This window comes from Sphingomonas sp. PP-CE-3G-477 (genome assembly GCF_003050745.1).
In the GTDB taxonomy this organism is placed as follows: domain Bacteria; phylum Pseudomonadota; class Alphaproteobacteria; order Sphingomonadales; family Sphingomonadaceae; genus Sphingomonas.
Map to the genome: position 1 here is coordinate 832087 of NZ_QAOF01000001.1, position 13479 is coordinate 845565.

The following is a 13479-nucleotide window of genomic DNA, read 5'->3' on the forward strand; positions in this document are numbered from 1 at the left end:
TGCGGCGTATGCCCGTCGTGAATGTCTATAATGTGGTGGAACTTGCGCTGCTCGCCGGGCTGGCGGTGCAGTGCGCACGGCTGGCGTGGACGATCGTGACGCCGATCACGCCACTGGGTGACTGGCGTCCCGCCACGCCGATGGTCGTAGGGTCGCCTGCCGATATCCTGCGCGGGTTCGATCCGTTCTTCCGTCTCGGTGGTGCGGCCGGCGCACCGGCCACGGTGACCTCGCTCCAACTGACTCTGTTCGGTACGCGCATCGACGAAGCGATGGGCCGCAGTTCGGCGATCATCGCAGGGGCCGACGGTGTCCAGCAGAGCGTTGCGGTCGGCGACGAGATCCAGCCGGGCGTGCGCCTCAAGTCGGTCGCGTTCGATCACGTCACGATCGACCGCGGCGGTGCCGACGAGGATCTGTTCCTCGACCAGTCGGGCGCCGTCACGCCGGTCGTTCCGGGCGCGGCACCCGCCGGCGCTGCGTCTCCGGTCGTCGGCATCCCCGTCGCGCAGTTGCGCAGCGAGATCGGCTTCATCCCCCGCATCGACGGCGGCCGCATCAGCGGGCTCACGGTCCGATCGCAAGGCTCGGGCAACGCGTTCCGTTCCGCAGGACTGAAGGACGGCGACATCGTCACCTCGATCGGCGGGCGGCCCGTTTCCGGCCCCGGCGATCTCGACCGCATCGTCAAGGATTTCGCGGGCGGCGGCAACGTCCCCATCACCGTAGAACGCGGCCAGGATACCCTGCCGCTCGCCATCACGATCGCGCCACCCCAATGAAAAAACTGTTTCTCGGTCCCGTTGTCGCGCTCGCGCTGGCGGCAGGCGTCCACGCGCAGACCACGCTCAACGTCCGCGATGCCGATATCCGCGCGTTTATCGCCGACGCCGCCAAGGTTACCGGGCGCACCTTCATCATCGACAACCGCGTCGCGGGCAAGGTGACCGTGGTCACCGACCGCCCGCTGTCGCGCTCCGAATATTTCGAGATCTTCCTCTCGACGTTGCGCGCCAATGGCCTCGTCGCGGTGCCGACCTCGGGCGGTGCGTTCCGCGTCCAGCCGCTCGACAACGCCGCCTCGCAGCCGAGCCGGATCGGCGTCGCTGGCGCCGCACGCAACAGCTACGTCACCGAGATCATCCGCCTCCGTGCGATCGACGCGCAGTCCGCGGTCGAGACGGTTCGCCCGCTGGTCAGCGCGCAGGGCTCGGTCAGCGCGAACCGCGGCGGCAATAGCCTCGTCGTGGTCGATTTCGCGGACAATATCCGCCGTATTCGCGAGGTCCTCCGCCGGATCGACACCGACACATCCTCCACGCGCGTCGTCGCGCTCAAGAACGCGAGCGCGAAGGAGATCGCCACCGCGCTCCAGGGCCTGATCGGAACCGGCACTGGCGGCGGTCAAGGCGGGCAGGGCGGTGGCGCCGGCTCCGGTCCGAGCGCTTCGGTGGTCGCGGTCGAGGGCTCGAACGCGGTCGCGTTGCGCGGCGATCCGACCACCGTCGCCCGCCTCGCGCAGGTCGCCGCCGACCTCGATCAGAAGGCGCGCAACGGTACCGAGATCAAGGTCGTGTTCCTTGAGAACGCTGACGCCGAGCAATTGCTGCCGGTCTTGCAGGAACTCGTCGGCCAGACTCCGACGCAGCCGGTGCAGACGGCATTGTCGCGCTCCAACTTCGGATCGAGCAGCACCAACGGCGCGTCCGGCGGACAGTCGAACTTTTCGCAGCCGCAGATCCCGCAATCCGGACCGTCGTCGAGCGGCGGGGGCGGCGGATCGGGTCAGGCTGCGATCACCGCGGCGGGCGGCAAGACTGCGGCAGTCGTCACGCGCTTCGCTGGCGCCAACGCGATCGTCATCGCCGCGCCCGCCGAGATCCAGCGCCAGCTGAACGAAGTCGTCCGCCAGCTCGACACCCGCCGCGAACAGGTTCTGGTCGAGGCGATCGTCGCCGAAGTCTCCGATTCGACCGCGCGCACGCTGGGCGCACAGTTCATCGTCGGCGACCCGAGCGGTGGCGCGTTCGGCGCGTCGACCTTCTCGAACTCCGCGCCCAACATCCTGCAGATTGCTGGCGCGATCGGCGCGCGCTCGATCGGCGGCAACGGCACGACGGTCGTCGCGCCCGATGGCACGCGCACCGAAACGAACACCCCCAATGCCGCGGCGGACGCGCTGCAGCAGTCGGCGATCGCATCCATCCTTGCGGCCACCGGCGGCTTTGGCGGGTTCGGCGGCAAGATCGGCAGCACCTTCTTCGGCGCGATCATCAACGCGGTGAAGAGCGACACGACCTCGAACCTGCTCCAGGTCCCGCACCTCGTCACGCTCGACAACCAGGAGGCGCACAGCCTCGTCGGGCAGGAAATACCGATCACCACGGGGCAGGCGCTCAGCACCAATTTCGACAACGCCTTCCGCACGACGCAGCGCCAGAATGTCGGCATCGAGCTGACCGTCCGCCCGCAGGTGAACTCGTCGGGTACCGTGAAGCTCAACCTCCGCTTGGAGGTCAGCTCGATCGCCGGCCCGGTGTCGAGCGACAACAGCGATCTGATCCTCAATAAGCGCGAGGTCGAGACCGTCCGCACCGTCGACGACGGCCAGATCGCGGTGATCAGCGGCCTGCTCGACGATAACGAGCGGCGCACGATCGAGAAGATCCCGCTGCTCGGTGACATCCCCGTGCTCGGCCATCTGTTCACCTCGAAGGCGAGGCAGCGGTCGAAGACCAACCTGATGATCTTCATCCGCCCGACGATCCTGCGCACTGCCGAGGACAGCCGCCGCCTGACCGAGCAGCGCTACGGCTATGTCCGCCTGCAACAGGGTCTGCAGGAGCCGGGCGCCGAGCCATCGATCGATCAGCTCGTCCGCGATTACATGGGCGCAGCCCCGCCGATCCCGAGCGCACCGATCCCCGGCAGCATCGAAGACCCGCGTATCGCCGTCCCGGTACGCACCTCGACGATGGTCGTGCGGCCCAGGAAATGATCATTCGCGAAGGCCACGAGATCGACGCTGCTACTCCCCTCCCGCTCGCGGGAGGGGTCGGGGGAGGGCATGTCTTACTTACGGACGACGCGATCGAGGGTTATGTCATTCCCTCCCCCAACCCCTCCCGCGAGCGGGAGGGGAGCAGTGACCTCCCTCAGATCACCATCCCCTACGCCTTCGCCCGAAAGTTCGGCGTCGTCGTCGACCATACCGACACGGACTCCCACCTCACCATCGCGATGCGCGCCGGCGCGGACCCGAAAGTCCTGCTCGAACTCCGCCGCTACCTCGCACGTCCGTTCGACGTCACCTTCGTCGAACAGGTCGCCTTCGACCGCCTCCTCTCGAACGTCTACGCGATGGACGGCCAGGCCAACGCGCTCGCCGCGGTCGGGATGGGCGACGAACTCGACCTGCTGGCCGGCGACATGCCGACTGCGGAGGACCTGCTCGACACCGCCGACGACGCTCCCGCGATCCGCCTCATCAACGGCATCATCGCCGACGCCGCGCGCAACGGCGTGTCGGACATCCACATCGAGCCGTATGAGTCCGGCCTCGTCGTCCGCATGCGCATCGACGGCGTGCTGCGCGAGACGCTGCGCATGCCGCCCAACGTCGCGCCGGTCGTCGTCAGCCGTATCAAGGTCATGGCGCGCCTCGACATCGCCGAGCGCCGTGTCCCGCAGGACGGTCGCATGGGGCTGACGCTCGGCGGCAAGCTGCTCGACGTCCGCGTCTCGACGCTGCCGTCGCGGGCAGGCGAGCGCGTCGTGCTGCGTATCCTCGATAAGGAAAACGCCGGTATCGACCTCGAAGCGCTCGGCCTGCCGCCCGCACTGTTCGCGCTCCTGAACGAGGCGCTGAGCGAGCCCAACGGCATCATTCTCGTCACCGGCCCAACCGGTTCGGGCAAGACCACGTCGCTCTACGCCGCACTCCGCCTGCTCAACGACGGCAGCCGTAACATCCTTACCGTCGAGGACCCGGTCGAGTATGCGGTCGATGGCGTCGGCCAGACCCAGGTGAACCCAAAGGTCGGCCTGACCTTCGCGGCAGGGCTGCGCGCGATCCTCCGCCAGGATCCCGACGTCGTCATGGTCGGCGAAATCCGCGACCGCGAGACCGCCGAGATTGCCGTGCAGGCATCGCTGACCGGCCATCTGGTCCTCTCAACGGTCCACACCAACGACGCGATCGGCGCGATCACTCGCATGCGCGACATGAAGGTCGAGAGCTTCCTGCTCGCCTCGACGCTGCGCGCGGTGATCGCCCAGCGCCTCGTGCGCCGGCTGTGTCCGACGTGTCGCAAGGCCGTGCCCGCGTCCGATACGGTCGCCCCGCTGCTCGGCATCGCGTCCGACGCCGTCGTCTACGTCGCGCAAGGCTGCGAAGACTGCAACCAGACCGGCTACAGGGGCCGCATCGGCGTGTTCGAAGCCGTCCGCATCGACGACACGATCCGCCGCCTGATCAACACCGACGGTCACGAATCGGAAATCACCGCGCACGCATTTGCGAAGTCGCCGAACCTAGCGCAATCGGCCCGCGAACTAGTCCTCTCCGGCCAGACCACCGCCGAAGAAGCCGTCCGAGTATCCCGCCGCGACACCACGGAAGTCGTCGAGGATTCAGTAGTTGCGTAGTGTGCGGCAATTCCTCCCTGGAACGGGGAGGGGGACCAGCGAAGCTGGTGGAGGGGGCTCACCACGCTCGCACCACCAGCGGTACGCCGCCAGCAGCGCAACGCAGCGTTCGCGGCACGCCCCCTCCACCACCGCTTCGCGGCGGTCCCCCTCCCCTTGCAGGGGAGGATGATGGCTGACTTCGACTACATCGCGATCGACACCAAGGGCGCCGAACGCCGCGGCCACGTCGCCGCGTCGGATATAGACGTCGCGCGTGCCACGCTCGACGCGCGCAAATTCTACGTCGTGAAGATCACCCCCGGCGCGCCGCCACAGGCAACCAAGGGCCGCCCGCTGTTCGGCCTCCAGCTCGGTACGCCGAAGATGTCAGGCAAGAACCTCACGCTCTTCACCCGCCAGCTCGCCACGCTCAACCGCGTCTCGCCTCTGGAAGAGTCGCTTCGCACGATCACTCGCCAGACCGAACAGGACAGCGTCCGGACAATAGTCCAGCACGTCCACGCCGGTGTCGTCGAAGGCCGTCGCCTCGCCGACGCGATGGCGCGCGAACCGAAAAGCTTCCCGCCGCTTTACCGCGCAATGGTGTCGGCCGGCGAAAGCTCGGGCTCGCTCCCGACCATTCTCGACCGGCTCGCCGCCCTGCTCGAACGCCAAGCCGAGATTCGCGGCAAGCTCATCACCGCGCTCGCCTACCCGTCGATCCTCGCGCTCGTCGCGTTCGGCGTCGTCACCGCGCTGATGATGTTCGTGGTGCCGCAGGTCGTCGAGCAATTCGACACGGTCGGCCAGCAACTCCCGCTGCTCACGCGGATGGTGATGGCGTTCTCGGCGTTCCTCGTCGGATACTGGTGGGTGATGCTGCTGATCGTCGTCGGTGGCGGTCTCGCCGGGTGGCGGGCGCTGAAGGACCCGACTTTGCGACTCGCGTTCGATGGCTGGCTGCTCCGCATCCCGCTGCTCGGTCGCCTGATCCGCGATCTTCACGCGGCACGGATGGCGCGCACGCTCGGCACGATGGTCGCGAGCCGCTTGCCTCTGCTCGACGGGCTCAACCTGACCGCGAGCACGATCCATAATCGCCGTCTCCGCCAGGCCTCGGACCAGATCGTCGACGCGATCCGCGGCGGTGGTTCGCTCTCCGCCGCGATGCGCCGTGCCGGCGTCTTCCCGCCGCTGCTGACGTATCTCGCGGCGAGCGGAGAGGCGGCAGGTCGCCTCGACGAGATGCTCGAGCGCGCCGCCGACTATCTCGAACGCGAGTTCGACCGCTTCACCGCCACCGCACTCTCGCTGCTCGAACCGCTGATCATCGTCGTGATGGGCGGCATCGTCGCGACGATCGTGCTATCTATCCTGCTCCCGATCCTCCAGCTCAACACGTTGGCCGGACAATGAGGTTGTTCATGCGTCCCGAAGATAAAAAGAAGCTCCGCGAGGCCGGCTTTACCCTCGTCGAGCTGATGGTGGTGATCGTCATCATCGGCCTGTTGGCGACGATCGTCGCACTCAACGTGCTGCCCTCGGGCGACACCGCGCGGATCCAGAAGGCGAAGGCCGACATCGCGCAGATCGAGGGCGGGCTGGAGCTCTACAAGCTCCAGAACATGACCTTTCCCAACACTACGCAGGGGCTCAACGCGCTCGTCTCGGCGCCCGCGGGGCTCGCCGATCCGTCGCGGTACCAGCGTGGCGGGTATCTGAAAAAGCTGCCGAACGATCCCTGGGGGCGCCCGTATCTCTACGCCTCGCCCGGCGCGCACGGCGAGGCCGACGTCTGGACCTTCGGGGCGGACGGCAAGGAAGGCGGCGAGGGGATCGATGCCGATATCGGCAGCTGGCAATAAGCGCGAAGCCGGTTTCACGCTGGTCGAACTGATGGTCGTCGTCACGATCATCGGTCTCGCATCCGCCGTCGCCGTGCTCGTCATGCCAGACCCTCGCGGCCGCGTGCTCGATGAGGCGACACGCTTTGCCCTGCGCACCCGCGCTGCGCATGATTCGGCGATCGTCGAGGCACGTCCGGTGAGCGTCTGGATTAGCGGCGGCGGCTACGGCTTCGACCGGCGGCTGGCGGGCGGCTGGACACCGATCGCAGAGAAACCGATGCGCGTCGAACGCTGGAACGAAGGCACCAGAGCGAGCATCGGCGACACCACCGGCCGGATGCGCGTGACGTTCGACCCGACCGGCCTCGTCGATCGCCCTGCGGAAATCCGCCTCGATCGTGGCGGCGTCGCGGCGACGGTCCACATCGACGCCGACGGTAGCGTAAGAGCCGATGCGGGCTGAGCGCGGCTTCACCCTCATAGAAATCATGGTCGCGCTGGCAGTGTTCAGCCTCGCGGCGATGGCACTCGTGCGTCTGGAAAGCGCGACGATCCGCGGCGCCTCGATCCTCGACGAAACGCTCGTCGCGCAGATGGTCGCGCGCAACGTCGCGATCGACGCGGTCACCAGCGCGCAACCACCGACCGCAGGCCGCGTTACCGGCGTCGAGACGAACGGCGGCCAGCCCTGGATGTGGACCCGGCAGGTCAGCGCACTCGGCGGATCGAGCGTGTTGCGGATCGACGTAGCGGTCGCCGACCGGACCGGCACGCAACTCGGTCGTCTGACGATGGTCCGACCAGCACCGCGGATGGTGATGTGACGCCTCCAAAAACCGAGGCCGGTTTCACGCTTATCGAAGTCATGGTGTCGCTCATGATCTTCGGCATGATCGCCGCCGCGGGCGTGGCGATCCTGTCGTTCAGCGTAAAGGCGCAGAGCTCGACCGGCGCCAGGCTCGACGACATCAGCGCGCTCACCCGGACGATGTCGATCCTGTCCGCCGACCTCGCGCAGGCTTCGAACCGCGGCAGCCGCGACGAGGCCGGCACCAGCGTCCCCGCATTCATCGGCGAGAGCGGATCGGGCGTCACGCCGATGCTCCGCCTCGTCCGTGCCGGCTGGAGCAACATCGACGGTGCGGCGCGCTCCAGCATGCAGAAGGTCGCCTACCGCGTCGACGGGGGCGCGCTTCAGCGGATCGCCTATCCGATGGTCGACGGCGCGCAGCCACTGCCGCCTGCCGCGTTGCTCACCAAAGTCCGGCAGGTCGCGCTCCGCTATCGCATCGCCGGCGCATGGAGCGATCGGTGGGACGGCGTCAGCGGCAAGCCCTTGCCCGACGCGATGGAACTCACCGTCCAGCGCGACGACGGAACGCAATTTCGCCAAATGTTCCTCGTCGGCACCAGCTACGTACCGGCGCCATCTGATGGGACCGGTCCCGCCGCGACGCCACCGGCTGCGACACCTCCGGGACGGGAGACGCCCGGTGCGCGCACCTGATCGCGGCATTCCGCGTGGGCAGGAACGAGGTGCGGCGTTGCTCACCGTGCTGATGCTCGTCGCGATCATCGCGGTGATGGCGGGCGCCGCGCTGGAGAAGCTCCGGTTGTCGACCCGCCTCGCGAGCAACGCCGCGACGGGCGAGCAGGCGCGTGCCTATGCGCTGGCAGCCGAGACGATGGCGCTGACTCGCGTCTCCAACCTGCTCGCGCAAAGTCCCAAGCGCGTCACGCTGAGTGGCGGCTGGAGCAATACGCCGTTCGGCCTGCCGGTGCCCGGCGGCTTTGCCACCGCACGTGTCCGGGACGGGGCGAACTGTTTCAACCTCAACTCTCTCGTCGGCATGACCACCCCCGGCATGTACGTCGCGCGCGGCGACGTCCGGCCGCAGTTCGTCCGCCTGATGCGGCTGCTCGACGTGCCGGTGCAGGTCGCGGAACAGGTCGCGGCGGGCACGACCGACTGGATCGACAGCGATCAGGACCAGTCACCGATGGGGGCCGAGGACGGTGCATATCTCGGCCGCGTGCCGTCGTACCGCACCGCCGGCACGTTGATGAGCGACCCGAGCGAACTGCGCGCGATCGCGGGGATGACGCCTGAGATCTACACGAAGATCCGGCCGTGGATCTGCACGCTGCCCTTCGCCAGGCCGTCGCCGATCAACGTCAACACGCTGCTACCCGAACAGAGCGTGCTGCTGGCGATGATGTATCCCGATACGCTGTCGGTCGGTGCTGCCCAGCAACTGCTGCTGCGGCGACCGGTGCAAGGCTATGCGACCTTCGACGAAATGCAGAAGGGCGCCTCGCTGCTCGGCGCCGCCAATATCGCGCCCGGCGCGGACGCGCAGGTGCTGTCGAAATGGTTCACGCTCGATATCGACGTGACGCTCGGCACGACACAAATGCAGGAACGTGCGCTGATCGATGCGAACCGGCTTCCCGCGCAGCTCGTATCGCGGCAATGGGGCGAGCCATCATGACGACTTTGCTGTTCCTTCCCGCCGGCGAGACCGGATATCGCTGGATGCGCGTTGCGGATGCGCGCGTGGTCGGGGAGGGGGAGGGTATTCCCGATGCGATCGACGACGAGACGATCGCGGTGGCGCCTGCCGACGCGGTGACGCTGCACTGGGCGGAACTGCCGTCGCGGTCCGCGGCGCAGGCGACGGCGGCCGCGCGTATCCTGGCGAGCGAGGCGAGCGCGTCGCCACTCGCCGAACTCCATGTCGCAGTCGGGGACGAAGGCGCGAGCGACCGACCGATCGGAGTCGTCGGTGCCGCGACGATGCGCGACTGGCTGCTGATGCTGGCGGAGGCAGGCGTCCACCCGGTCGCCGTCATTCCCGCACCGATGCTCCTCCCGCGACCAGACGAAGGGTACGCGCGGGCGGAACTCGCTGGCAGCGGTGTCGTGCGTGGCATCTCCAGCGGGTTCGCCGACGAGGCGCGACTGACGGAGCTGGTGACCGGCGGCACCGCGCCTGCGACGATCAACCGCGATACGTTGGAGGCAGCGATCGTCGCCGCCGTCGCGTCGCCCCCGCTGGACCTTCGGCAGGGGCCGTTCGCGCGGCGGCGACGGTTCGCGATCGACTGGGGGCTGATCCGACGGCTTGCGCTATTGTCGCTGACGATCCTGGCCGTGACGCTGGCGATCTCGCTCGTCCGCATCGCGAAGTACAGCTTCGGCGCGGATGCCTTGGAGGCGGAGGCCAATACGGTGGCGGTCACCGGTTTGCCGCGCGGCGAGACGGTGGTCGACGCCAGCCGTCAGCTCGACGAACGCCTGTCGCGCGTGCGGGGGCCGGGGCTGGGCTTCACCAGCACGACCGCGGCAGTCTTCGCGGCGGTGCGCACCACGCCGGGCACCGAAGTCACCGCGCTCGATTTTCAGGCGAACGGCGACCTGCGCCTGTCGGTTGCGGTCGAACGCGAAGCTTTGGCGACCGATCTGAAACGTGCGCTCGAATCCGCAGGCTTCTCGGTCCGCGCGGGCGTGTTCCAGGCCGCCGCCGGTCGCGTGACGGGCGAACTCACGATCAGCCCGGAGAGCGGACGATGACCGGACTGAAGACGTGGTTCGAAGGTCGCTCGCTGCGGGAGCGGCGATTGCTGCTCGTGATGGCGGGGCTCGCGGTGCTGACGTTGCTCTGGGCGCTGATCATCCGCCCGGTCGGCGACGGCCTGTCGAGCGCGCGCGAACGTCACGCCGACGCCGTCACGCGGCTCGGCGAAACGCGCGCGCAAGTTGCAACGTTGCGCGATATTCAGCGGACGCGGGCCACGCCGCTGACCGGCACGCTGGCCGACGCAGTGCGCGCCGAGGCGGACCAGGCCGGCTTCGCGCTCGCCTCGCTCGATCAGGATGGCGCGAGCCGGGTGCGGGTTAGTATCCAGTCGGCTCGTCCCGCTGCACTGACCGCATGGCTGGCGCGGCTCGAACGGCTCGGCATTCTCGTCGATTCGGTGGCGATGACCGACAAGGGCGACAAGACCGTCGGCGTCGCGCTCACGTTGAAGGCACGCGCGGCATGAGGCGGATCCGTTTGCGTACCGGCCCCGCCGCGCTGTTCGGCGCGATGCTGCTGATCGCGCTGATCGTCTTCCTGCCGATGCGCGCGGTGCTCGGCTGGGTCGGCGTCGGCGACGAGGGGCTGGTCGCGCGGCGCGTGTCGGGGACGATCTGGGGCGCGACGCTGACCGAAGCGCGGTTCGGCGATCTGGCACTCGGCGATCTGCACGCGCGGCTATCGCCGCTGCCGCTGCTGGTCGGTCGCGCGACGATCGTCTTTGCCGGTCCCGAATCGGTGTCGGCCAAGCCGTTGCGAGGGTCGGCGAGCGTCAGTCGCCATGGCTTCGGCGTTGACCACATGACCGCCACGGTCGCGACCGGTCGGCTGTTCGCGCCGGTGCCCGTCTCCGCGCTCGACCTCGACGACGTCTCGGTCCGCTTCCGCGATGGCCAGTGCGAAGCCGCCGAGGGCCGCGTCCGCGCGACGCTGGCGGGTGACGTCGGCGGGATCACCTTGCCGCAGTCGGTGAGTGGCACCGCACGCTGCGACGGCACGGCGCTGCTGTTGCCGCTGGCGAGCCAGTCCGGGACCGAGAGCATCGCGCTCCGGATCGAGGGGGCAGGGACCTACCGCGCCGAGCTGTCGCTGCGTCCGTCCGATCCGCTGGCAGTGCAGAAGCTCGAGCAGGCGGGCTTCGTGAGCGGCCCGAACGGGTACAAGCTCGCCATCGAAGGACGTTTTTGACGTCTTTTTGGCAAGTCGACGGTTGACGCCGCCCGGCGACCCCCGCTAGGGGGCGATGCCTACGCGGCGGTCGTAGTTCAATTGGTTAGAGCGTCGGCTTGTGATGCCGGATGTTGCGGGTTCAAGTCCCGTCGGTCGCCCCATTTTCCCATTATTCTTCCGAGCCTCCCCAACGTGAGCGCTTTGGGCTGGTAAAACCGGCCGGAAAATAATATTTCGCCTCCCGGTAATATTATTCTCCTCAGGAGCCGGCGATGACAGCGGTTTGGGACCTTCCCGATTTCGACGACCACGAGGGCGTTCATGCCTTCACCGATCCCGAATCGGGCCTGCGCGCGGTGATTGCGGTGCACTCGACCAAGCTCGGGCCGGCAGCCGGTGGCGCACGCTTCTGGCATTATGCGGACAATGGCCGCGCGGTAACCGATGCGTTGCGCCTGTCGCGTGGCATGAGTTTCAAGAACGCGATGGCGGGCCTGGAGCTTGGCGGCGGCAAGGGCGTGGTGCTCGCAGCCAAGCCCGGCGACGTCATCACGACGGCGCAGCTCGAGGCGTTCGGTCGCGCGGTCGACTCGCTCGGCGGGCGTTACGTGACGGCCGAAGACGTCGGCATGTCCGAAGACCGCATGAAGGTGATCGCCAGCCAGACGCGCTACGTCTCCGGCCTGCCGGTCGCGAGCGGCGCTGCGGGTGGCGATCCCGGTCCGTACACCGCGCTCGGCATCTATCTCGGCGTCAAGGCGGCGGCCCAGCGTGGCCTCGGCGCGACCGACATGAAGGGCGTGCGCGTCGCGATCCAGGGCGTCGGTTCGGTCGGCGGCGGGCTCGCTCGGTTGCTGGCCAAGGACGGCGCGGTGCTGACGCTGGCGGACGTCGACGAGGGTCGTGCGCAGAAGCTGGCGGCTGAGCTCGGCGCGACCGCGGTGGCGGCCGAGGCCATCCTGACGACCGAAGCGGATATCTTCAGCCCGAACGCGCTGGGTGCGATCCTGACCGAGATGTCGATCGCGGCGCTGAAGGCGAAGGTCGTCGCGGGCGGCGCGAACAACCAGCTTAGCGTCCGTGAGGATGGCGCGCGGCTGCATGCTCGCGGGATCCTGTATGCGCCGGATTACGTGATCAACGCAGGCGGGATCATCAATGTCGGCCTGGAGTATCTGGGTCACGGCGACGAGGCCGAGGTGAAGGCCCGGATCGCGCGCATCCCCGAGCGTTTGATCGAGGTCTGGAACGAGAGCGACCGTACTGGCCAGCCAGCCTCGGACGTGTCGGACTCGATCGCAAAGCGCCTGATCGGCCGGTAACGGTCCTTCTCCCCTCCGGGGAGAAGGTGGCTCAAAGTGCCGGATGAGGGGTGGTTGGGGTAAACGACCCGAGCCTCACTCCCCCTCACCTTCCCACCGCAAGTGCGGCGGGCCCCTCCCTCTCCCCTATGGGGAGAGGGTCTCAAGTCCAAGGTGACAGCCTCGTATTGTTGCCATAGTGGTACCACCAGTGGCCACCCTACACGCCTTCGCAAATCCGGCACGCTTTCTGAAGATCGCCAAGCCTTTGACGCCTGCGCTCTTTTGGCTTGGCGTTGCATTCATCGTGCTCGGCTGCTGGGCAGGCCTGACGCAGACCCCGCCCGACTATCTTCAGGGCGAGACCGTCCGCATCCTCTACATCCACGTCCCCGCCGCCTGGCTCGGCATGGGCGGGTGGAGCGGGATCGCGATCTCCAGCATCGCGTTCCTCGTCTGGCGCCACCCGCTAGCCAGCGTCGCCGCGCGCGCGGTTGCGCTGCCGGGTGCGGTGTTTGCGGCGCTATGTCTCATGACGGGCTCGATCTGGGGACGGCCGACCTGGGGAACGTGGTGGCAATGGGACGGCCGGTTGACCTCGATGCTGCTGCTGTTCTTCGTCTATCTCGGCTACATGGTGCTCGCGAAGGCGGATGCGGATCGTGGCGGCGACGGGCGCGTGCCGGCGCTGTACGGGATCGCCGGGTCGGTGCTGCTGCCGATCATCCGCTATTCGGTGGTGTGGTGGAACACGCTGCACCAGGGGCCGAGCATCGGGCTGACCAAGTCCACGATCGATGGCTCGATCCTGTGGCCGCTGCCGATCATGCTGGCCGGCTTTACCTTCGTGTTCGCGGGAATAGTCCTGATGCGGATGCGGACGATGCTGGCCGTTGCGAAATCCGAGGCGCGCATGCGCAGGATGGCGAGATCGTGAAGGTGGCCGCATGA

General features: G+C 67.9%; 14 protein-coding genes and 1 tRNA gene. All 15 read left to right on the top strand.

Annotation, left to right across the window (positions count from 1 at the left end; genetic code table 11):
- Nucleotides 1-8: 8 nt before the first annotated feature.
- The 15 genes from C8J45_RS03885 (at nucleotide 9) to ccmC (ending at nucleotide 13465) form a co-directional block, all read left to right on the top strand.
- Nucleotides 9-782: a type II secretion system protein N gene (locus C8J45_RS03885; protein ID WP_308811328.1), complete on the top strand. Its 774-nt coding sequence runs from the start codon at nucleotides 9-11 to the stop codon at nucleotides 780-782.
- Nucleotides 779-2998 carry a type II secretion system secretin GspD gene (gene gspD / locus C8J45_RS03890; RefSeq protein WP_107961920.1) on the top strand — a complete coding sequence of 740 codons (2220 nt, stop codon included), beginning with the start codon at nucleotides 779-781 and terminating at the stop codon, nucleotides 2996-2998. The genes C8J45_RS03885 and gspD overlap by 4 nt, the downstream gene beginning before the upstream one ends.
- Nucleotides 2995-4647 (top strand): GspE/PulE family protein, encoded by a 1653-nt coding sequence (locus C8J45_RS03895; protein WP_107961921.1) that lies wholly within the window; start codon nucleotides 2995-2997, stop codon nucleotides 4645-4647. The genes gspD and C8J45_RS03895 overlap by 4 nt, the downstream gene beginning before the upstream one ends.
- Nucleotides 4648-4818: 171 nt before the next feature.
- Nucleotides 4819-6045, top strand: coding sequence for a type II secretion system inner membrane protein GspF (gene gspF, locus C8J45_RS03900; protein ID WP_107961922.1), 1227 nt, complete (start codon nucleotides 4819-4821; stop codon nucleotides 6043-6045).
- 8 nt (nucleotides 6046-6053) lie between these two features.
- A complete protein-coding gene (gene gspG / locus C8J45_RS03905; protein ID WP_107962242.1) occupies nucleotides 6054-6494 on the top strand; it encodes a type II secretion system major pseudopilin GspG in 441 nt (146 codons plus the stop codon).
- Nucleotides 6469-6939 carry a GspH/FimT family pseudopilin gene (locus C8J45_RS03910; RefSeq protein WP_107961923.1) on the top strand — a complete coding sequence of 157 codons (471 nt, stop codon included), beginning with the start codon at nucleotides 6469-6471 and terminating at the stop codon, nucleotides 6937-6939. The genes gspG and C8J45_RS03910 overlap by 26 nt, the downstream gene beginning before the upstream one ends.
- On the top strand, nucleotides 6929-7300 hold the full coding sequence (gene gspI, locus C8J45_RS03915; protein WP_107961924.1) for a type II secretion system minor pseudopilin GspI: 372 nt from the start codon (nucleotides 6929-6931) through the stop codon (nucleotides 7298-7300). The genes C8J45_RS03910 and gspI overlap by 11 nt, the downstream gene beginning before the upstream one ends.
- Entirely contained in the window at nucleotides 7297-7983 is a 687-nt protein-coding gene (gspJ, locus tag C8J45_RS03920) for a type II secretion system minor pseudopilin GspJ (protein WP_258191268.1), read from the top strand. Before gspI ends, gspJ begins: the two co-directional genes overlap by 4 nt.
- Entirely contained in the window at nucleotides 7970-8968 is a 999-nt protein-coding gene (gspK, locus tag C8J45_RS03925; RefSeq protein WP_258191269.1) for a type II secretion system minor pseudopilin GspK, read from the top strand. Before gspJ ends, gspK begins: the two co-directional genes overlap by 14 nt.
- Nucleotides 8965-10050: a type II secretion system protein GspL gene (gene gspL, locus C8J45_RS03930; RefSeq protein ID WP_107961926.1), complete on the top strand. Its 1086-nt coding sequence runs from the start codon at nucleotides 8965-8967 to the stop codon at nucleotides 10048-10050. Before gspK ends, gspL begins: the two co-directional genes overlap by 4 nt.
- Entirely contained in the window at nucleotides 10047-10523 is a 477-nt protein-coding gene (gspM, locus tag C8J45_RS03935; RefSeq protein WP_107961927.1) for a type II secretion system protein GspM, read from the top strand. The genes gspL and gspM overlap by 4 nt, the downstream gene beginning before the upstream one ends.
- Nucleotides 10520-11245, top strand: a complete 726-nt coding sequence (gene gspN, locus C8J45_RS03940; RefSeq protein WP_107961928.1) for a type II secretion system protein N — start codon at nucleotides 10520-10522, stop codon at nucleotides 11243-11245. Before gspM ends, gspN begins: the two co-directional genes overlap by 4 nt.
- A 66-nt stretch (nucleotides 11246-11311) precedes the next feature.
- Nucleotides 11312-11388 (top strand) — tRNA-His (locus tag C8J45_RS03945).
- Nucleotides 11389-11499: 111 nt separating this feature from the next.
- Nucleotides 11500-12549: a Glu/Leu/Phe/Val dehydrogenase dimerization domain-containing protein gene (locus C8J45_RS03950; RefSeq protein ID WP_107961929.1), complete on the top strand. Its 1050-nt coding sequence runs from the start codon at nucleotides 11500-11502 to the stop codon at nucleotides 12547-12549.
- A gap of 190 nt (nucleotides 12550-12739) precedes the next feature.
- Complete coding sequence (gene ccmC, locus C8J45_RS03955) at nucleotides 12740-13465, top strand: heme ABC transporter permease CcmC (RefSeq protein ID WP_107961930.1); 726 nt, start codon at nucleotides 12740-12742, stop codon at nucleotides 13463-13465.
- Nucleotides 13466-13479 lie beyond the last annotated feature (14 nt).

Bases quoted from the DNA above. Each gene is read 5' to 3' on its own strand.
- C8J45_RS03885 (WP_308811328.1), top strand. From the start codon at position 9: ATGCCCGTCGTGAATGTCTATAATGTGGTGGAACTTGCGCTGCTCGCC.
- gspG (WP_107962242.1), top strand. From the start codon at position 6,054: ATGCGTCCCGAAGATAAAAAGAAGCTCCGCGAGGCCGGCTTTACCCTC.
- gspF (WP_107961922.1), top strand. From the start codon at position 4,819: ATGGCTGACTTCGACTACATCGCGATCGACACCAAGGGCGCCGAACGC.
- C8J45_RS03895 (WP_107961921.1), top strand. From the start codon at position 2,995: ATGATCATTCGCGAAGGCCACGAGATCGACGCTGCTACTCCCCTCCCG.
- C8J45_RS03950 (WP_107961929.1), top strand. From the start codon at position 11,500: ATGACAGCGGTTTGGGACCTTCCCGATTTCGACGACCACGAGGGCGTT.
- gspI (WP_107961924.1), top strand. From the start codon at position 6,929: ATGCGGGCTGAGCGCGGCTTCACCCTCATAGAAATCATGGTCGCGCTG.
- C8J45_RS03910 (WP_107961923.1), top strand. From the start codon at position 6,469: ATGCCGATATCGGCAGCTGGCAATAAGCGCGAAGCCGGTTTCACGCTG.
- gspN (WP_107961928.1), top strand. From the start codon at position 10,520: ATGAGGCGGATCCGTTTGCGTACCGGCCCCGCCGCGCTGTTCGGCGCG.
- gspM (WP_107961927.1), top strand. From the start codon at position 10,047: ATGACCGGACTGAAGACGTGGTTCGAAGGTCGCTCGCTGCGGGAGCGG.
- gspL (WP_107961926.1), top strand. From the start codon at position 8,965: ATGACGACTTTGCTGTTCCTTCCCGCCGGCGAGACCGGATATCGCTGG.
- gspD (WP_107961920.1), top strand. From the start codon at position 779: ATGAAAAAACTGTTTCTCGGTCCCGTTGTCGCGCTCGCGCTGGCGGCA.